16 protein-coding genes are annotated in these 19,061 nt (G+C 48.9%); 4 read left to right on the forward strand and 12 right to left on the reverse strand.

The window, feature by feature from the left end:
- Positions 1-8: 8 nt before the first annotated feature.
- From AC3RCL_RS32005 to rpmH, 11 genes are all read right to left on the reverse strand, one after another.
- Positions 9-1,157 carry an aminotransferase class V-fold PLP-dependent enzyme gene (locus tag AC3RCL_RS32005; RefSeq protein ID WP_015738125.1) on the reverse strand — a complete coding sequence of 383 codons (1,149 nt, stop codon included), beginning with the start codon at positions 1,155-1,157 and terminating at the stop codon, positions 9-11.
- Positions 1,158-1,369: 212 nt separating this feature from the next.
- Positions 1,370-2,209 carry a ParB/RepB/Spo0J family partition protein gene (locus AC3RCL_RS32010; protein WP_009591559.1) on the reverse strand — a complete coding sequence of 280 codons (840 nt, stop codon included), beginning with the start codon at positions 2,207-2,209 and terminating at the stop codon, positions 1,370-1,372.
- Complete coding sequence (locus AC3RCL_RS32015; RefSeq protein WP_009591460.1) at positions 2,202-2,963, reverse strand: ParA family protein; 762 nt, start codon at positions 2,961-2,963, stop codon at positions 2,202-2,204. Before AC3RCL_RS32015 ends, AC3RCL_RS32010 begins: the two co-directional genes overlap by 8 nt.
- A gap of 265 nt (positions 2,964-3,228) precedes the next feature.
- Positions 3,229-4,047: a nucleoid occlusion protein gene (noc, locus tag AC3RCL_RS32020; RefSeq protein ID WP_009591452.1), complete on the reverse strand. Its 819-nt coding sequence runs from the start codon at positions 4,045-4,047 to the stop codon at positions 3,229-3,231.
- 1,270 nt (positions 4,048-5,317) lie between these two features.
- Positions 5,318-6,040 (reverse strand): 16S rRNA (guanine(527)-N(7))-methyltransferase RsmG, encoded by a 723-nt coding sequence (rsmG, locus tag AC3RCL_RS32025; protein WP_492534032.1) that lies wholly within the window; start codon positions 6,038-6,040, stop codon positions 5,318-5,320.
- 3 nt (positions 6,041-6,043) lie between these two features.
- On the reverse strand, positions 6,044-7,930 hold the full coding sequence (mnmG, locus tag AC3RCL_RS32030) for a tRNA uridine-5-carboxymethylaminomethyl(34) synthesis enzyme MnmG (RefSeq protein ID WP_492534034.1): 1,887 nt from the start codon (positions 7,928-7,930) through the stop codon (positions 6,044-6,046).
- A 107-nt stretch (positions 7,931-8,037) separates the two neighbouring features.
- Positions 8,038-9,414 carry a tRNA uridine-5-carboxymethylaminomethyl(34) synthesis GTPase MnmE gene (gene mnmE, locus AC3RCL_RS32035; RefSeq protein ID WP_492534036.1) on the reverse strand — a complete coding sequence of 459 codons (1,377 nt, stop codon included), beginning with the start codon at positions 9,412-9,414 and terminating at the stop codon, positions 8,038-8,040.
- 189 nt (positions 9,415-9,603) lie between these two features.
- The gene (gene jag, locus AC3RCL_RS32040; RefSeq protein ID WP_492534038.1) at positions 9,604-10,392 is read right to left on the reverse strand and encodes an RNA-binding cell elongation regulator Jag/EloR; all 789 of its coding nucleotides are present in this window, start codon (positions 10,390-10,392) and stop codon (positions 9,604-9,606) included.
- Positions 10,389-11,279 carry a YidC/Oxa1 family membrane protein insertase gene (locus AC3RCL_RS32045; protein WP_009591548.1) on the reverse strand — a complete coding sequence of 297 codons (891 nt, stop codon included), beginning with the start codon at positions 11,277-11,279 and terminating at the stop codon, positions 10,389-10,391. The genes jag and AC3RCL_RS32045 overlap by 4 nt, the downstream gene beginning before the upstream one ends.
- A gap of 75 nt (positions 11,280-11,354) precedes the next feature.
- The gene (gene rnpA, locus AC3RCL_RS32050) at positions 11,355-11,705 is read right to left on the reverse strand and encodes a ribonuclease P protein component (RefSeq protein ID WP_009591465.1); all 351 of its coding nucleotides are present in this window, start codon (positions 11,703-11,705) and stop codon (positions 11,355-11,357) included.
- Positions 11,706-11,928: 223 nt separating this feature from the next.
- Positions 11,929-12,063 carry a 50S ribosomal protein L34 gene (rpmH, locus tag AC3RCL_RS32055; protein ID WP_006207379.1) on the reverse strand — a complete coding sequence of 45 codons (135 nt, stop codon included), beginning with the start codon at positions 12,061-12,063 and terminating at the stop codon, positions 11,929-11,931.
- Between the two features lie 455 nt (positions 12,064-12,518).
- Between rpmH and gnd the strand changes: the two genes are divergently transcribed.
- The 4 genes from gnd to gntK all read left to right on the forward strand — a co-directional run bounded on the left by gnd (position 12,519) and on the right by gntK (position 17,408).
- A complete protein-coding gene (gene gnd / locus AC3RCL_RS32060) occupies positions 12,519-13,418 on the forward strand; it encodes a phosphogluconate dehydrogenase (NAD(+)-dependent, decarboxylating) (protein WP_492534042.1) in 900 nt (299 codons plus the stop codon).
- Positions 13,419-13,570: 152 nt separating this feature from the next.
- On the forward strand, positions 13,571-14,248 hold the full coding sequence (locus AC3RCL_RS32065) for a GntR family transcriptional regulator (protein WP_492534044.1): 678 nt from the start codon (positions 13,571-13,573) through the stop codon (positions 14,246-14,248).
- Between the two features lie 164 nt (positions 14,249-14,412).
- Positions 14,413-15,774 (forward strand): GntP family permease, encoded by a 1,362-nt coding sequence (locus tag AC3RCL_RS32070; protein WP_015738131.1) that lies wholly within the window; start codon positions 14,413-14,415, stop codon positions 15,772-15,774.
- Positions 15,775-15,878: 104 nt separating this feature from the next.
- Complete coding sequence (gene gntK, locus AC3RCL_RS32075) at positions 15,879-17,408, forward strand: gluconokinase (RefSeq protein WP_041622082.1); 1,530 nt, start codon at positions 15,879-15,881, stop codon at positions 17,406-17,408.
- Positions 17,409-17,588: 180 nt separating this feature from the next.
- Here gntK and AC3RCL_RS32080 read toward each other — a convergent pair whose 3' ends face one another.
- Positions 17,589-18,323, reverse strand: a complete 735-nt coding sequence (locus AC3RCL_RS32080) for a DUF6199 family natural product biosynthesis protein (protein ID WP_251501987.1) — start codon at positions 18,321-18,323, stop codon at positions 17,589-17,591.
- Positions 18,324-19,061: the final 738 nt, after the last annotated feature.

A 19,061-nucleotide genomic window follows, 5' to 3' on the forward strand; every position in this document is an offset into this window, starting at 1 on the left:
CTGTTTGTTTAACTGTGAATTTCCTTGATCGCTTTTCGCATGAATTCGATTTCGTCACGGCTCGTAGAAATCCCAACGCTCGCTCTGACTGCACCCGTATGTTCCGTTCCTGATGCCATATGGGCAAGCGGTGTACAATGATAACCGGCACGCACGGCAATCCCATATTCCCGGTCCAGTCGAAAAGCTATTTCGGACGCATCGAATTTTTCAGACACAAAAGCCACGATGCCTGTCCGTGCTTTTCCAAGAGCAGGGCCGAGTATACGAAGGCCTCTCACCTCTTGCAGGCCGTCCATCATATATTGCGTTAATTCCCATTCATGCCGGTATATATGCTGTGGCGTCCATTCAAGCACCTTCTGCACACCCGCTTGCAATCCCGCATATCCAATCGTATTCGGCGTTCCTGCCTCATATCGATCCGGACGCACCGTCGGCTGTTCAATAGCCTCCGATTGACTGCCGGTACCTCCATGCAGCAATGGTTCCAGATCAATATCAGGCGAGATATACAGCCCCCCTGTTCCTTGTGGCCCCAGAAGCCCTTTATGCCCGGGGAACGCCAGCATACCCACATGCATCTTCTCTACATGAATATCCAGCATACCGGCACTCTGGGCAGCATCCACGAGCAGTATAGCCCCTTTCTTCTTCGCCAGTTCTCCTATCTCAACAAGTGGAATAATGGAACCAAGCAGATTGGAACTATGACTGCACACAACAAGCCTGGTATTAGAACGAAAGGCTCCCTCGATTCGTTGCAGATCAAGCTGACCTTCCTCATCAACGGGAACATAGTCTACTTGTATGCCTCGGGTGCGCTTCAAATATTCCAGCGGCCTACGCACAGAATTATGCTCAATCATCGTCGCAATGACATGATCGCCTTCACGCAAACACCCTTTGATGGCTAAATTAAGCGCTTCGGTCGTATTCGATGTCAACGCAATATCGTTGGGGTTCTTCACTCCAAACAAATCTGCCAGCGTCTTCCTAGTCCCGTAAAGGACTCGGGATGCCTTCACCGCCATTCGGTGACTGCCTCGCCCCGGGTTTGCAGCCGCCTCTTCCATGGCCCTCTTCATTGCCTCAAACACTTCAGGAGGCTTGGGCCACGAAGTCGCGGCATGATCCAGATAAACGATCGGGTCCATGATGTTTCCCCTTCATTTTTCCGTAGTATTTTCCCTTTACAATACACATTCAAGCATTCTCAACTTCCGCTGCCAAACGAGGCACCTCACGTTTAGTTAAATAAAGACATATCTCATTCCCTTTCAGGAACGTCGACATGTCTTTGGTTTTAATCAAACTCACTTTTTAACCAACCACTCATCAACGGAGCCTTCAGATACCAAGCCTGCTCTTATTGAAGAAGTTCCAACAACCGCTCCAAATCCTGCTTGCTATAATAATTAAGCTCAATCTTCCCTTTATCCTTATTGTGCTTAATTTTGACGGTCGTTTTAAATCGTTCTCTAAGATCCTCTTCCAGATGATCGATATAAGGATCGCGATTCTTGACCTTAGGCTTCGCTTTATCCGCTGGTTTGCGGTCCAGATTCTTAACCGCTTCCTCCAATTCGCGGACACTCCATTCCTGCTCCACGCATTGTTTCGCCAGCTGTTTAACAAGAATCGGATCCTTAATTCCCACGATCGCTCTAGCATGTCCCATCGACAATGTTCCACGTGAAACATTTTCCTTCACTTCTTCTGGTAACGAAAGCAATCGCAAAAAGTTAGCGATATGGGAACGGGATTTACCGACCTTCAACGACAACTCTTCTTGGGTTAAGGAAAATTGTTCCATGAGCCCTTGATAAGCTACTGCAATCTCCATGGCATTCAGATTCTCGCGCTGTAAGTTCTCAATGAGGGCGATTTCCATTACTTGTTGGTCGCTGAAGGAACGAACCACCGCCGGAATCGTTGCTTTGCCGCAATATTGGGATGCCCGGAATCTTCGCTCCCCGGCAATAATCTCATAACCCTTCAGCACGCTGCGGACAATAATCGGTTGAATCACGCCATGCTGACGGATCGATTCCGCCAGCTCCTGGATCGCCTCATCGTTAAAAGTCTTTCGCGGCTGATACGGATTCGCTCGCAATTGACTGAGCGGAATTTCCACTACCTTGTCATCATCATGAATAGACAAAGATGGAATCAGCGCATCCAGCCCTTTTCCCAAACGTTTACTCATAAGAGATCACTTCCTTTGCCAGCTCCAAGTATACTTCCGCTCCCTTTGAACGGGGATCATACGTAATGATCGACTGCCCATGAGACGGTGCCTCACTCAAACGAATATTTCTCGGGATAATCGTTTTGTACACTTTTTCCTGAAAATACTTCTTCACTTCTTCAATCACCTGAATGCCCAGATTCGTGCGCGCATCCAGCATCGTCAGCAATACGCCTTCTATCTTGAGTGATGTATTCAGATGTTTCTGAACGAGGCGAACCGTATTCAGCAGCTGACTCAAACCTTCCAATGCGTAATATTCACATTGAATCGGGATGATGACCGAATCGGCCGCGGTCAATGAATTGATCGTTAAAATGCCAAGCGATGGAGGACAATCAATCAAAATATAATCATACTGGGGTTTGACTAATTGGAGTGATTTCTTCAATCGTACTTCACGAGAAATCGTAGGAACAAGCTCAATCTCGGCACCAGCCAATTGAATGGTGGCCGGAATGATGTCCAAACCTTCGATATTAGTCCCACAGATGGCGTCCTTCGGGTGTACTTCATTGATGATAATATCGTAAATGCAATTTGCAACATCGGCTTTGTTAATGCCAACCCCACTCGTTGTGTTACCTTGGGGGTCTATATCCACCAAAAGCACCCGTTTGCCTAGCGAAGCCAATCCAGCTCCCAGATTGACGGAAGTCGTCGTTTTGCCGACACCGCCCTTTTGATTTGCTATGGCAATTATCTTTGACACTCATTTCACCTCAATGTAGGAAGACTCTTCTAAGTAGTCGCAATAGATGATATACAGCGAAAGGCTGTATATGTAATATGTGAACGATCCCGTAAAATACGGGATGCCCAGGATATAGCGCTCGATGAAAATGAGTAATAATAAAATTACATATTTCTCATCTGCAGCATAAAACCTAATAAGCAAAGATATCGCTGCTGCAGAGAATCTTGATCTCTTGATCAACAGAAAAAGCGGTACGATGCATACCGCTTCACACCATATCTTAACGTTTAGGTATTTTTATAACGATTTCATAGTGATCTTCGTGATCATTCTCCGTTGTTTTGATCGCCATCCCGGAACCGGATACCATATCAATCGATTGACGAATCGTATTCAGGGCCAGGCGAACATCCTTACTATACGATATGCGCTTGGCCTTCTTCATTGTCGTTACTTCTTTATAAAAGGCGATACGTGCTTCCGTCTGTTTCACATTCAGTTCTTTGGTTATGATTTCGTCCAGCACTTTAAGCTGGGTTTCTTCATTATCCAAGGAAAGCAGTGCACGCGCATGACGCTCAGTGACCTTGCGTTCCATTAAAGCCACTTTGGCCGCTTCCGGCAGCTGCAGCAAACGAATCTTGTTTGCAATCGTGGACTGGCTTTTGCCTAGTCGCTGTGCCAAGCTCTCCTGCGTTAATTGGTGAAGATCGATCAGCTTCTGGTAAGCTACTGCCTCTTCAATCGAGGTAAGACCTTCACGCTGCAGATTCTCGATTAACGCAATGGAGGCTGCTTGTGAATCGTTGAACTCCCGAACAATGGCCGGAATCGTGTCCAGACCCAGCTTCTTAACCGCACGCCAGCGGCGTTCCCCTGCAATGATCTCATACACGCCATTTCGAACGCGAACGACGATAGGCTGAATAACTCCATGGGTTTTAATCGTCTGAAGCAGCTCATCAATCTTCTCGTCATCAAAAATCGTCCGTGGCTGGTATGGGCTGCTGACAACCTCGTTTACCGGGATTTGTTTCACTTCATCCCCTTGGTTCCGCTCTGCCGCTAAGCCAAACAATCTCGAAAATTGTTCTTTCATTCCGTATATTACCACCTAATTTCATGATAGCACGGATAAGCCTCCGGTTTATCCCGGAATCGGTTAAACGATTGAACAACCACAATGTGGAGCATACACGGATCGTTCCAGCCACCATGTAGAACTAGTCATTTAAGTTGTTACGGTGCTGGAAATCATTGTGATGTCAGGCATTTCCCTGCAAAAACAGATTTCATGCTGATTAGAGAAAAACGTCTGTGTCGATAGCCGTGTTTTCTCTGATCGAACCCGCTGCATGAAGCGGTTGCTTCTTGAGAGATAGATCAGGAGGCAATATCATGATGTTTACTATCAATCGATATCTCACAAGCGGTATATATTTTGTTCTACTTCGTATGAGGCCAAGAACCCCCTTGGGTTAACCTGGCACTTCCAAAAAACAGCAGTCACAACAATCGAAGGTTGTTGACTGCACGAAGCAAGGATGGAAAAGTCACCAAGCCAGGATTTATACTCTTTCATCCCTTCAAGGATCGGGCAATAGGGCCCGCCAGCTCAAATGGATACTACGATTCTATTCTACCACTTTTTGTCCTATAACTCTATTCTCCAATATCACCTTTTTTCCTGCATTTCTCGCTTGCTTTATACAGGATTTGTGCACAGTTCCAAAGTTTATCCGTCAAAATGATGCTCTTGAACCGCATCTCCCCTTCCATAGCCTTATCTATGATCACAGCATTCATAATAATTGTGGGATTTGCCAATTCAAGAACTCGCTTCTATCCTCATCTGCAAAGAAAGCAATTACTCTCTCTTAAACGATTAATAAAATGGGAAGCTTTCATTCAAGAGAGTTCCATCCAACTTATTCCTTAAGAAATATTTTGGCGCAGATCATAACTCTAGCAGGAAATATAATCCTACCATAGATATCATTTATTCAGCGCACCTCAAACATTTGAAATGTTTCACGTGAAACATTCAAAGCTTAACAGATATATCCAAGGGACAAAAGTTTAGTAGCCAATGTGTTACAACTGTTTTAGAAACAACACATTTCCGAACTCAGCCTTTCGCTATCCAACGAATGACACTTCCTATCATTCAAGAGGATGGCTAGCCGACTAAACACCCGGAATTAATTGAGAGCCTCACGATATTACTCCATATAGGGATGAATGAATGCATCAAGTTCACTAACATGCCCTCTCTTAATCAATAATACAGTAAATAAAAAAAGAGGAGGACTCTTATAAGAGTCCTCCTCTATAATCAGTTCGTATCTCATTTCCGAAGTCGCTTTCGCTTACACGATCGGCGTTTTGCTGGCCGTACCCGCTTTGCGGGGGTACTTGGAAGGCGTGGCTCCCTTTTTATCGATCACCACGATATGACGGCCAGATTCCTCTACAGGCAAAGAGAACGAATGAACCTTGTTCAACGCCCCTCTCAGCTCTTTCAAACTGCGGGCCGCCTCCTTCACCTCATCCGTAGGGTCGCTGCCCTTCATCGCCGCAAATTGTCCCCCTACCTTCGTGAAAGGCAGGCAGAACTCATTCAATACAGCCATTCGAGCTACCGCTCTTGCCGTGACCAGGTCGAACCCGTCACGGTACCCATGTTTGCGGGCAACCTCTTCCGCTCGCCCATGGATCATCTCAATCCCGGACAGCCCGAGGGTATCCGCAACATGCTTCAGAAACGTAATCCGTTTATTCAGCGAATCTACAATCGTCAGCTTGAGATGGGGAAAGCAGATTTTTAACGGAATTCCCGGAAAGCCGGCACCTGATCCGATATCCGCCAGATTGCCGATCTTGTTCATATCCACGTAAAAGGCAAGCGTAATTGAATCATAAAAATGCTTCGTATAAACCTGCTCCCGTTCGGTTATCCCGGTTAAATTCATTTTCTCATTCCATTCCACCAGCACTTCGTAATACATCTCAAACTGATGAAGCTGTTTCTCGTCAATCGTGATCCCGTGCTCGCCGAGCCGGTCAACAAAAGCTTTCTGAATGTCGTCCATTCCTTATCCTTTCGCTGCGGTTACCCGGTTATAATGCTCCAGGTAAACGAGAAGTATCGAAATATCCGCTGGCGTTACGCCGGCAATGCGCGATGCCTGGCCGATGGAAATCGGACGGATTTTGTTCAGCTTCTGCCGAGCCTCCATGGCCAGTCCGTTGATCTCGTCGTAAACGATATCCTCCGGAATGCGTTTCTTCTCCATCTTCTGCAGCTTTTCCACATGTCCCAGCTGTTTCTCAATATAACCCGCATATTTGATTTGAATTTCGACTTGCTCCTTCATTTCCTCATCCAGCTCGTAAGGAGACGGCGAGAGTGACTCCACCATGGCAAACGTAATCTCCGGACGACGCAAAATGGTCAGCATATTGCTTCCGTCCACGATCGGTGCTGACCCGGCGTCTTCCAGCATCGCATTCACCTCAACCGGTTTCACCTTCGTTTGACGAAGACGTTCGATCTCCTGCTCAACGAGCTGCTTCTTCAGCACGAATTTGGCATAACGTTCTTCCGAGATCAGTCCGATGTCATGACCGATTTCGGTAAGGCGCAGATCGGCATTGTCATGACGGAGCAGCAGACGGTATTCTGCACGGGAGGTGAGCAAACGATACGGCTCATTCGTCCCTTTAGTCACCAGATCATCGATCAGCACTCCAATATAACCCTGGGAGCGATCCAGAATGACTGGCTCTTTGCCCTGCACTTTACGAGCCGCATTGATCCCTGCCATAATACCTTGGCCTGCCGCCTCTTCATATCCCGAGGTGCCATTGATCTGACCTGCCGTGAACAGGCCCGGCAGCTTCTTGGTTTCCAGAGAAGGCCACAGCTGCGTTGGCACCATGGCATCATACTCAATCGCATAACCGTTACGCATCATTTCTACCTTCTCCATTCCGGGAATGGAACGAAGCACCGCAAGCTGAACATCCTCAGGCATGCTGGTGGATAGACCTTGCACATAGTATTCTTTTGTATTTTTACCTTCAGGCTCCAGGAAAATCTGATGTTTCGGCTTGTCGGCAAAACGAACGATCTTGTCCTCGATGGACGGGCAATAACGCGGACCCGTTCCTTCTATAACGCCAGAGAACATCGGCGCGCGATGAAGGTTGTCATTGATGATCTTATGCGTATCTACCGACGTATACGTCAACCAGCAAGGAAGCTGCTCATTGTCGGAGGATTTCGTTTCGTAAGAGAAAAATTTAGGCTTCTCATCCCCAGGCTGAATTTCAGTCTTGGAGAAATCAATCGTATCCTTATGCACCCGCGGCGGCGTACCTGTTTTGAAGCGAACAAGATCGAATCCAAGCTCACGCAGGTTATGCGCCAGTTTTACCGAAGGCTGTTGATTGTTTGGACCGCTCTCATACATGAGTTCGCCCATAATGACTTTACCGCGCAAATACGTACCGGTAGTCAGCACAACGGCTTTCGCGCGATATTCCGTACCCGTCTGCGTCACGATCCCCACGCACACGCCATCCTCCACGATGAGCTGATCCACCATACCCTGACGTAGGGTAAGCTTCTCTTCCTTCTCCATCGTTTCTTTCATCGTATGCTGATAAGAAAACTTATCCGCTTGAGCGCGCAGCGCGTGGACGGCCGGACCTTTTCCCGTATTCAACATGCGCATTTGAATGAAGGTTTTATCGATATTGCGGCCCATTTCTCCGCCCAGCGCGTCGATTTCGCGTACGACATGTCCTTTGGCAGGACCTCCAATGGACGGGTTACAAGGCATAAAAGCAACCATATCCAGGTTGATGGTAACCATCAACGTTTCAGCACCCATACGCGCGGACGCCAGTGCAGCCTCGCAACCGGCATGGCCCGCACCGACTACAATCACGTCATAAGTGCCACCCATATAACTCATAGCTCACCCTCCTATTCTTATTGTGTTATATACGTAATCAAAGGGCATCCATCTCGGATCCCTGAAATTGCTGAGCTGTTCCTACTCTATATAGTAAGCCCTGGAGCTTATTTACCCAAGCAAAACTGTGAAAAAATTTGATCGATGAGCGAATCGCCAACCGCTTCGCCCAGGATCTCGCTTAACTGTTCCCAGGCCATTCTCACATCGATTTGAATCATATCGATCGGAATGAGCTGTTCGGCGGCGTCGTAGGCATCCTGCAGGGACTGCTTGGATTTCTTCAACAAGGCGATATGCCGCACGTTGCTCACATAAGTCAAATCCCCGCCTTCTATCTGGCCGCTGAAGAACAGGTGCGATATGGCCTCTTCCAGCCGGTCAATCCCCTCTTGCGCCTTCACCGACATCGGAACGATCAATTCATCGGGATAATACCGATGGAGAATGTCCAGATCGAGATTAGACGGTAAGTCCATTTTATTCATAATGACAATGCATTGTCTACCGCGTATTTGTTCCATCAATTCCAATTCATCCTGATGAAGCGGCTCGCTGGCATTCAGCACGAGCAGAATGAGATCCGCCTCGTTTACCGCATGCTTGGATCGTTCCACGCCGATCTGCTCCACCACATCCATCGTCTCCCGAATGCCTGCGGTATCCAGCAGCTTCAACGGAATGTTGTTAATGGTGACAAATTCCTCGATCACATCGCGAGTCGTACCCGGTATATCCGTGACAATCGCCCGATTATCCTGGGCTAGCGTGTTCAGAAGCGAGGATTTGCCCACGTTAGGACGTCCGACAATGGCAGTCGTAATCCCTTCCCGCAGAATTTTCCCTTCTTGCGCGGTCTTGAGCAGTTTATCGATTTCCCCCATCACCAGTTTGCTTTTCTCTTTAATGAATTCCGAGGTGAGCGACTCCACGTCATGCTCTGGATAATCGATATTCACTTCGATATGGGCCAGCGTTTCGACCAGGGTATGGCGCAGCTCGTTGATTTTGCGGGATAACGTACCTTCGACCTGCTTGAGGGCAACGGAGAAGGCACGGTCCGATTTCGAACGGATCAGGTCCATAACGGCTTCGGCCTGAGACAAATCTATCCGGCCATTTAAGAAGGCCCGCTTCGTAAATTCTCCGGGCTCTGCCAAACGGATGTTTAATTGAAGCAGCAGGTCCATGACCCGCTTCACGGAGATGACGCCGCCATGGGCGCTGATCTCCACGACATCCTCGGTCGTGAACGAACGAGGGGCACGCATTACGGTCACGAGCACCTCTTCAAGGTTTTCCCCCGTTTTCGGATCCACAATATGACCATAATGAACGGTATGGGACTCCACCTGCGTTAGCTTGTTTTTACTTTTGAATATACGCTCCACTTCCCGAACGGAGTCCGGCCCGCTGACGCGAATAATCGCGATGCCGCCTTCACCGACTGCCGTAGAAATGGCTGCAATCGTATCGCTAAACATCGTTTCCTTCACCTCTTTCTATTTAAAAAACCTCGGGATTACACCTCAAACGGTGTACTCCCCCGCTGCTTGATCTATCATCTTAAACAAAAACCTCCTGCGGAAGTCTTGCGTATAGGTCTCTCTAAAAAACAATGACTCCCTCTTGAAGCTTAAGGAGTCATTGTTTATATAGGCTCTTCAACTCATTTAGGACGACTTGGGCGTGATGACAACCCGCCGGTTCGGCTCTTCGCCCTTGCTGTACGTCTTCACGGCTCCATGGGACTGAAGCTTGGCGTGAATCACCTTCCGCTCCGCAGCAGGCATAGGCTCTAGCACAATCTCTTTGCGGGTCTTCAGAACCCGTCCCGCCAATCGATCGGCCAGATCCTCCAGCGTCTTCTTGCGGCGGTCGCGGAAGTTCTCGGCATCCAGTACGATGCGCAGATAACTATCGGAGTACCGATTCGCTACGATATTCGCCAAATACTGAAGTGCATCCAACGTCTGGCCCCGGCGGCCGATCATCAGTCCGAGTCCGGCTCCGGAAATTTGAAGCGTCGTAAAGTCTTTTCCCTTCTCCATCTCAACGGAGATATCAAGCCCCATGGCTTGTCCAGTTTCGATAAGAAAGGCGATGGCTTCCTGGTAAGGGTCCTTGCCTTCAAGGGAAGCTGTCCCGGGGCTCTCGGCAATCGCGGTGCCCGCAGGCGCTGCCTGCGTCGCCACGGAGGCATGAGAGACCTGAACCGTTTTGGCCGGAGCAGCTTGCGTACCCGAAGGAGAAACTTCCTTCACAGATGGTTCGCCGCCGGCACCGTCAGGCAGGAGCGTTAGTTCGACTTTCGCTTCCTTGACCCCGAACAGGCCCAGGAATCCTCTTGATGGCTGACTCAATACTTCAACCGATACACGGTCTTGACTTACACCCAAGCGGGCCAGCCCTTGTGCGACAGCATCTTCAATGGTTTTTCCTGTTGCGACGATTTTACTCATCTCGACTTCTTGGCTCCCTTCGAACCTTTTTTCCCGCCTTTGCTGCCACTCTTCTTCCCGCCCTTGTTACCGCTCTTGTTGCTCTTATGACCTTCGGTTGCGCTGGCAACGCTTGCCACGACTGCAGCCTTGTCATTGTTTCGGTACAAGAAGTAGTTCTGCACGATCGTGTAGAGGTTACTGTAGAACCAGTACAACGGAAGTGCGGATGGGAACTGGAAGGACATTACAAAGATCAGAATCGGATAAACGAACAGCATGAACTGCATCATCCCCATTTGCGGAGACGGGTTCATCTTCATCATCATTTTCGTTTGGAAATAAGTGGTTGCAGCCGCAAGCACCGGCAAAATAAACAGCTTGTCCGGTTGACCCAATTGCAGCCACAGGAATTCGTGATCACGAAGGAGATTGTTATAGTAAATCGAATGATAGAGTGCGATAAATATCGGCATTTGTACGATCAGCGGCAAACATCCCGCCATCGGATTAACCTTATTCTCCTGGAAAAGCTTCATGGTTTCCATTTGGACTTTTTCAGGCTGATCTTTATATTTCTCGCGAATTTTCTGAATTTCAGGCTGGATGGCCTGCATTGCCTTCGAGCTTCTGACCTGTTTCAGAGTCAGCGGTAAAATCAAGGTACGGACGATAAGCACCATCACGAGTACGGACAATCCGTATTCGCCGTTAAACCATGTCGCAAACGTATCAAGTGCCCATGTAAAGTAATAAACAACGTTGCTCTGCCAAAAGCCTCCATTTTTCAAGTCTTCAATGGTACGCGTTTGGTCAGCTCCAGGCGCACAACCTGATATAACGGCCACTGCGAGTATTACAGCGGTGAGGAGGAACCATTTTCCTCGTCTTGTCTTCATGAACGACACTTCAAAACCCCTCTCTTCGCCATTCCATTCCACGGTAAATCATAACATATTTATATGGACAAATAAACACATGGTTCAGCCCCTCTTCGCTTTCAAAAGGGACGATTTCCTCAATACATGAAGCACGCTTTTCTCCAGCTCCTGATAGGACTTGTCGAGCGCTCCCTTTCGAACGATAAAGATCAGGTCGATATGCTCGATAATCTGGTGCTGATGGTGCCTGACAATCTCTTTAACCAGCCGTCTCATCCGGTTGCGGACAACCGCATTGCCGATCTTTTTGCTGCACGAAACGCCGACGCGAAACTGCTCTACCTCTTTTTTGCGCGACCAATAGACAACAAATTGATGATTGGCGAAGGACTTTCCGTGTCGATATACCCGGCTGAAATCAGCGCGGTTCCGTAAACGAAGTTTTCTATGCACAAGTTTCTACCGCCCTGCCGTTAATCAAGTTCATTACATCCTGCGCTGCTGTGACATCCCTACTATTATAATAGTATAGGCATGCCAAAACCGCGCTAAACACCCGATTGCGAACCTTTACCACTCAATGTAGCTTATATTCTGCCGGTTTCAAAGGAAACTCCTCACACCGCAGCAGATATTACGAAAAAAAGACCACCTCGGTGGTCTTCGTGGCACAATATTAAGCGCTCAGTACTTTTCTGCCTTTTTGACGGCGGTTAGCCAATACTTTGCGTCCGTTCTTCGTGCTCATTCTTTTACGGAAGCCGTGTACCTTTTTGCGTTTGCTTACATTCGGTTTGAAAGTCGGTCTCATGAATTAATGCACCCCCTTACAGGAATATCGCTTACCCATATTTTAAGATCAAAACGTCAATCGACGCACTTTCACGGAAGAATAGACCGCGATTTGTTGAACCGACGTCTATGGACGTATCTCTTGTAAACAGACCGCTACTTGCTAGCGGATAATGTTCTCATCTTCACAGAAAATGCCTTTATATATTTAATCACGTTCAGGCCCAAAAGTCAAACCAAACTTGACTTCGACCAACTCATAAGTTTTCCACAAGTAGTCATTATTGCTAGTTTTGAATTATCCACATGGGGATAACCTATTTGAACACGTTGTGGATGGTCCCTTTTAGGTCAACATCACGCCCTCCAGTCCTCTTTATCCCCCATGTTTACACCAGAGCCATAAAAGAGTAGTATAAAAATTGAATTTAAGTTGTATACAAGTATACATCTAAAAAGGAGCTGCATTGTTTTATGAAAATAGGCATGATCGGTCTGGGGAAAATGGGCCTCAACCTGGTTCAGAATCTGATTCACCATCAGCATCAGGTCGTAGCTTACGACTTAAATACGGAACTGGTCGCTCAAGCCGCCGAGTGCGGCGCGGAAGCTGCGGCATCCACCGAATTGCTCGTAGCCAAACTGGATAAACCACGCATCGTTTGGATGATGGTGCCGGCCGGTAAGGTCGTGGATTCGGTCATCGAATCGCTTACGCCCCTCCTCGAGTCCGGCGATATTTTGATTGACGGCGGCAATTCGCATTATAAAGATTCCATCGCCCGTGCAGCACGCCTGGCGGAGCAGGGCATTCATTATTTCGATGCCGGCACTTCCGGCGGCATGGAAGGCGCGCATAATGGAGGCTGCTTCATGATTGGGGGCAACCGCGACGTATTTAGCGGCATTGAGCCCTTGTTTAAGGATATGGCTGTCGAGAATGGTTACTTGTATGCCGGTGAAAGCGGCAGCGGGCATTTTCTGAAGATGGTCCATAACGGCATCGAATACGGCATGATGCAGTCCATTGCGGAAGGTTTTGAAGTGTTGGAAAAGAGCGCGTTTGATTTTAACTATGAGGATGTTGCGCGGGTATGGTCGAACGGCTCCGTGATTCGCAGCTGGCTCATGGAACTGACGCAAAACGCTTTTTCCAAGGATCCGAAGCTCGAAGGCATTAAAGGCGTGATGAAATCATCCGGCGAAGGCAAATGGACGGTGGAAACGGCACTCGAGGTTCAAGCCAGCGCGCCGGTCATCGCCATGTCGCTGTTCATGCGTTATCGCTCCCTTGATCAAGATACGTTCCACGGCAAAGTCGTTGCCGCGCTTCGCAATGAATTCGGCGGCCATGCCGTTGAGAAATCGGAATAACATATATTCTCTTTCATGCACCCTGCTGTTTCTTTAGGGCATGTTCCCTGCAGGCATTATGACCAGGCTGGGCATGGTCCCCCTTTCATTCCTTGTGGTATGATGATCACTGGAGAACTTCAAGAATCAGTACTGGATTGGAGAATTATGCTATGAAATTTCCCTCAACGTGGCTTCAGGGAGCCTCTCTCGGAGAGGCCATTGCCAGCGAACTGAGATTGCAGATTATCAGCGGCACCATCAAGCGCGGAGAAATCCTATCCGAGAACCGGATCGCGGGTGAATTCGGCACGAGCCGATCCCCTGTGCGGGAAGCGATGAAAACGCTGTCCAGCGAAGGGTTGATTCAATTGGAGCGAATGGGAGCCGTCGTCATGGGCTTATCGCTCAAGGAAGTCGAGGAACTATACGATGTCCGTTTTCTTATCGAGAGCTTTGTGCAAGGACATGTGTTTGCGAATCCGCAGCCTGAACTTATCCAGCATTTAAAGCAAATCGTCGATCGGATGGAGCTTGCCGCCAAACATCAGGATCCGGTGGAATTCTCCTATCAGGATTTGGCTTTTCATGAACGGATTATAACGGAAGCAAACCATAAACGAATTCTTCATCTGTGGAAGAGCATTCGCCCTATCGTGATCACGGTGATGCTCATTACGACGCGGCAGGTATTCGGTGGCGGGAGCCCCAAGGTTCGCTATGTCATGGACAAGCATCTTCAGCTTATTGCGGAGATGGAATCCCTGGATCCGGCACGGATCCAAACGGCGGTTCAGCATTACTTCGATGATTCCCGTCAGACGCTTCATCTTAGTTTTCCGGAGGATTAATATAATCCTCCCTTCCTCCGCACTGATATTACATGTGTACGCTCTAAGTTGTCGACAAGTATACAATAGAATTCGCTTTTGTTTTGGGTATACTACCGCAGAACAGCCCGATGATATTAACCATTTCCCAATTCAAATGGGTAATCTATAGGAGGAAGCAAGATATGAATTCACTATTCGGTCTCAGTCATAACGCTACCTTAATGATCTGGACACTGCTGACGATCGTCTTCCTGATCGTGCTGATTTCCAAATATAAATGGAATCCTTTCGTTACCTTACTGATCTCCGCACTGATCCTCGGTCTATTGACGGGCATGCAGCCTGCGGATGTGATTACTTCGATAACCGGCGGTCTTGGCGGAACGCTCGGAACGATTGCGATCGTTATCGCCCTCGGTACCATGCTGGGAAAAATGATGGCCGAATCCGGCGGTGCCGAACAAATCGCCACCACCCTCGTGGACCGCTTCGGCGAGAAGCGCGTCCACTGGGCGATGATGATCGTCGGCTTTATTGTCGGTATTCCCGTATTTTTCGAGGTTGGCGTCATCCTGCTGATTCCTATTGTGTTCACGGTTGCACGCAAAACGAAAATGTCCCTGCTGCACATCGGCATTCCGATTCTGGCCGGATTGTCTACCGTTCACGGGCTGGTGCCTCCGCATCCCGCCCCGATGATTGCCATTGAAGCTTATGATGCGGACCTTGGCATGACCATTCTCTATTCGTTCCTGGTCGGAATTCCTGCAGCGATACTCGCCGGTCCGGTGTTCGGTAAATTTATCGGCAAACGGATTCGAACCGAACCGCCCGAAGAGCTGGCCGAGCAGTTTTCAAGCAAAGCGGAACGAGGCTTGCCAGGCTTCGGCATCACCTTGTTTACGATCCTGCTGCCGGTCATTCTGATGCTTATCGGATCCGCGGCCGACATTATCGATCCGGAGTCCACCAGCTTCATTTCCGTGTTCTGCAAATTTATCGGTCATGAAATCATTGCCCTGCTCATTGCTGCGGTCTTCTCCTTCTTCTCGCTTGGATTCGCCCGCGGCTTTAATAAACATGATCTTTCCCGCTTCACCAGCGAATGCCTCGCTCCGATCGCCACGATTATTCTGATCATCGGTGCAGGCGGCGCTTTCAAGCAGGTTCTGATCAACAGCGGCGTCGGCAATGCCATCGCCGAAATTGCAACCGGCGCCAATATCAACGTGATTCTGTTCGCATGGCTTGTCGCGGCGCTCATTCGCATCGCAACCGGTTCTGCAACCGTAGCCATGACAACCGCCGCTGGAATCGTTGCTCCCGTGCTTGCGATGACGCCGGGCGCCAATGTGGAGCTAGTGGTGCTCGCTACCGGAGCAGGCTCCATCGTACTGTCCCACGTTAACGACGCAGGCTTCTGGATGGTAAAAGAATTCTTTAATATGACCGTAGCCCAGACGCTAAAATCCTGGACCGTGCTGGAAACGATTCTGTCCGTAACCGGGCTCGTGTTGGCTCTGGTTCTGAATGTAATTGTATAATGAAGCAATAAGACACATGAGGGCTCCCGAAGCGCTGTTTTTTAAGCAGCTGCCGGGTGCCCTTACGTAGAAAGAAGGTAGGTCTCTTGAGTACACATAACTATATGATGGGCGTCGATATCGGAACTACAAGCACCAAAGCGGTCCTTTTCAAGGAGAACGGTGAGGTCGTTGCCAAGGCCGGCGGCGAATATCCGCTGCTTACACCGACTCCCTCTACGGCCGAACAAGACCCGGAACAAATCTTTCAAACCGTCATCGCCTCGGTTCAAGGCGTCATGACGCAGAGCGGGATCGATCCGGCTCAAGTGCTGTTCGTATCCTTTAGCGCAGCCATGCACAGCGTCATTGCCGTGGACAGCCAGGGCACCCCGCTAACCCGCTGCATTACCTGGGCGGATAACCGCAGTGCAGCCTGGTCGGCGAAGCTCAAAAAGGAACTTGGCGGCATGGAGCTGTACCTTAGAACCGGAACTCCGATACATCCCATGTCACCCGTAACCAAGCTGATGTGGATGCGCCATGAGCTGCCCTCCCTCTTTTCGCAAGCAGCCAAATTCATTTCGATCAAAGAATACGTTTATTTCAAGCTGTTCGGCCAATATGTCGTTGATCATTCCATTGCCTCCAGCACCGGGATGATGAACCTCGAGGCGTTGGCATGGGATCCGCAGGCGCTGGAGCTTGCCGGCATCACCGAGGACCATTTGTCGACCATCGTCCCTACTACACATATCATGGAGGGCTTAAAAAGCGAGTATGCCGCAGCCATGGGGCTCTCCGTCTCCACGCCGTTCGTGCTCGGCGCTGCCGACGGAGTTCTGTCGAACCTGGGCGTGAACGCCATCCAGCCGGGCGTCGTTGCAGCCACGATCGGTACGAGCGGCGCCATCCGTACGGTCGTCGACAAGCCGATGACCGATCCGAAAGGACGTATTTTCTGCTATGCATTGACGGAGAAGCATTGGGTCATCGGCGGCGCGGTCAATAACGGGGGCATGATTTTCCGCTGGGTTCGCGATGAATTTGCCGCCTCCGAGATCGAAACGGCCAAGCGTCTGGGCATCAATCCCTATGATGTGCTGACCAAAATCGCGGACCGTATTCCGCCCGGCTCGAACGGACTCCTATTTCACCCGTACCTGACGGGAGAACGCGCGCCATTATGGGATCCGAATGCCCGCGGCTCGTTCTTTGGTTTAACGCTCAATCATAAAAAAGAGCATATGATCCGCTCCGTGCTGGAGGGCGTGATCTTTAATATGTATACCGTTCTGCTGGCGATGGAGGAACAAATCGGCCGGCCGGCCAAAATTCATGCCACAGGCGGTTTCGCCCGTTCACCGATCTGGCGTCAGATGATGGCGGATATTTTTGACCAGCAGGTGATCGTGCCGGAAAGCTACGAGAGCTCTTGCCTTGGCGCAGTGGTCCTTGGACTGTATGCCACAGGCAGAGTGGAGTCGCTCGATATCGTCGAGACGATGGTCGGCGGCACCCATGAACACCAGCCCGTGAAAGAAAGCGCCGATATTTATAAAGCGCTTCTGCCGATTTTTATACGCATTTCCCGGAAGCTGGAGGAAGATTATGAGGCCATTACCGAATTCCAGCGCCGATTCGAGAACGCGTAAGCTTACTATAGTAAGAAAAACACCGTTCGACGTACCTTCTCAGAAAACAGCAGGCATCCGATGTGGTTTTCTTCGATAATAGTCAGGTAGGCGATGCTTCGAAGTTCTAAACGTTCGTATATCTTAAAGAAAAGCCCGTTTTCGCTGGATCCGATCCATGACGAAAACGGGCTTTTTTTGTCATAATGCATGCGCAAAAAATATCCACAATGAGAATCCCATACCGAAAATCCCCCCTGCCTTGCACATAAAGAAGTAGAAATCGCTGGGCTCCGGATTATCATACATCCAATTTGATGGCGAAATATGAAACATAAACCGCTGGAAAGGCTCATATCTGAAGAAGCACCAGTTCATGATCCCTATCCCGAGCGCCAACAAAAAGAATCCTATGCTGCCATTCGGGTCATGAAACCGCTCGTCAGCAGCCTTGGCCAGCTCCGTGGGGAAATAGCGGGGCTCATCCGGATCGGATCGATAAACTTGGCCGCTGCCGTCCATGAACCTCATGCCGGGTATCACCATCTCCCCCTTCTCGTCGTATGCAAGAAAGCTCCGGTCTCCAAACGGTTCCACGCGGTAGACTTTCCCGTCAGGATAGATCACTTCATAGGACGCCGAATGTCCCGATCCGTTACCATATGCCCGTATTTCATATATTTCGCCGGCAATCTCAACCCTTTTCCCCTCTTCATCGGCATGGACATAGACCGGCTCCCCGCGGCCAAATGATCCTCTGTACTCGATGGTCCCGTTTCCCGAATCGGCATATTTCGCGTACTTAATGTCTTCCATATGAAACACTTTCTTCGAATAATAGCTCTGAGCCCATACCGCGATCAGAACCAATAGGGCGGCCAGTGCAAGCAGCATCCCTATTTTTCTCCAGCTCAAGCCCTTCCCTTCGGTCCGCATCCGTGGTTCCCCCGCTCCATTTTTCCTTATAGTACGGTCGTTCGCAAAGAAGGTTGCAATGGAACAGCCTATAACCAGATGTTTTTAGACTTCTGCTCAAACGGCGAAGGTGCCGTCCGAGTCATTCTTGGGGTCGCCGACCATTCGACGCCATAAGCGATCTGAATCTATCAACGGAAATCGACTAGAGGGTCATTATAAGTTGAGTCACAACAAAAAGCCCTCAAATGGAAACTCAGAGATTCCGTTAGAGGACTTTGGAAGACTATCCACAGCTATTTTTCACCTTTGGTCGATTGTGCGGCTGCTAGAACATTCAACCAGAAGTTATGAACAGATGGTGAAAGAAGAAAATTCTGCTTGCCAATCGGACAAGCTGTGAATAATTTTTCGCGCTTTGAGGCCAATGATGTCGAATGCCGAACAGATTATAAACAATATATAGTGGTGTGAATAATAATTATGCACAACGTATTGAATTTGTGGATAAATTAGCGACATACATTGAAAATAAGGCCTTCTTTTGCTATGATGATATTACTTTTGGTTGTGAATATGTGAATGAAGCTATAATATTATCAACAGGCTGTGGATAAAGTTGTGAACAATTTCAATTTATCCATATTTTTTTGTTTCCACAGGAGTTAGTTCTGGGGATAATTAGACATCATTCATTTTCTTTCGACAATTCCACACATGGCTCTAGCCACATTTGGAAGATTTAAAGGAGTGACAGTT

It is taken from the genome of Paenibacillus sp. MT86 (assembly GCF_058792535.1).

Coding starts and splice junctions, on each gene's coding strand:
- AC3RCL_RS32005 (WP_015738125.1), bottom strand. CDS start 1,157: ATGGACCCGATCGTTTATCTGGATCATGCCGCGACTTCGTGGCCCAAG.
- AC3RCL_RS32010 (WP_009591559.1), bottom strand. CDS start 2,209: ATGAGTAAACGTTTGGGAAAAGGGCTGGATGCGCTGATTCCATCTTTG.
- noc (WP_009591452.1), bottom strand. CDS start 4,047: ATGAAAGAACAATTTTCGAGATTGTTTGGCTTAGCGGCAGAGCGGAAC.
- rsmG (WP_492534032.1), bottom strand. CDS start 6,040: ATGGACGACATTCAGAAAGCTTTTGTTGACCGGCTCGGCGAGCACGGG.
- mnmG (WP_492534034.1), bottom strand. CDS start 7,930: ATGAGTTATATGGGTGGCACTTATGACGTGATTGTAGTCGGTGCGGGC.
- mnmE (WP_492534036.1), bottom strand. CDS start 9,414: ATGTTTAGCGATACGATTGCAGCCATTTCTACGGCAGTCGGTGAAGGC.
- jag (WP_492534038.1), bottom strand. CDS start 10,392: ATGAGTAAAATCGTCGCAACAGGAAAAACCATTGAAGATGCTGTCGCA.
- rpmH (WP_006207379.1), bottom strand. CDS start 12,063: ATGAGACCGACTTTCAAACCGAATGTAAGCAAACGCAAAAAGGTACAC.
- gnd (WP_492534042.1), top strand. CDS start 12,519: ATGAAAATAGGCATGATCGGTCTGGGGAAAATGGGCCTCAACCTGGTT.
- AC3RCL_RS32065 (WP_492534044.1), top strand. CDS start 13,571: ATGAAATTTCCCTCAACGTGGCTTCAGGGAGCCTCTCTCGGAGAGGCC.
- AC3RCL_RS32070 (WP_015738131.1), top strand. CDS start 14,413: ATGAATTCACTATTCGGTCTCAGTCATAACGCTACCTTAATGATCTGG.
- gntK (WP_041622082.1), top strand. CDS start 15,879: ATGATGGGCGTCGATATCGGAACTACAAGCACCAAAGCGGTCCTTTTC.
- AC3RCL_RS32080 (WP_251501987.1), bottom strand. CDS start 18,323: ATGCGGACCGAAGGGAAGGGCTTGAGCTGGAGAAAAATAGGGATGCTG.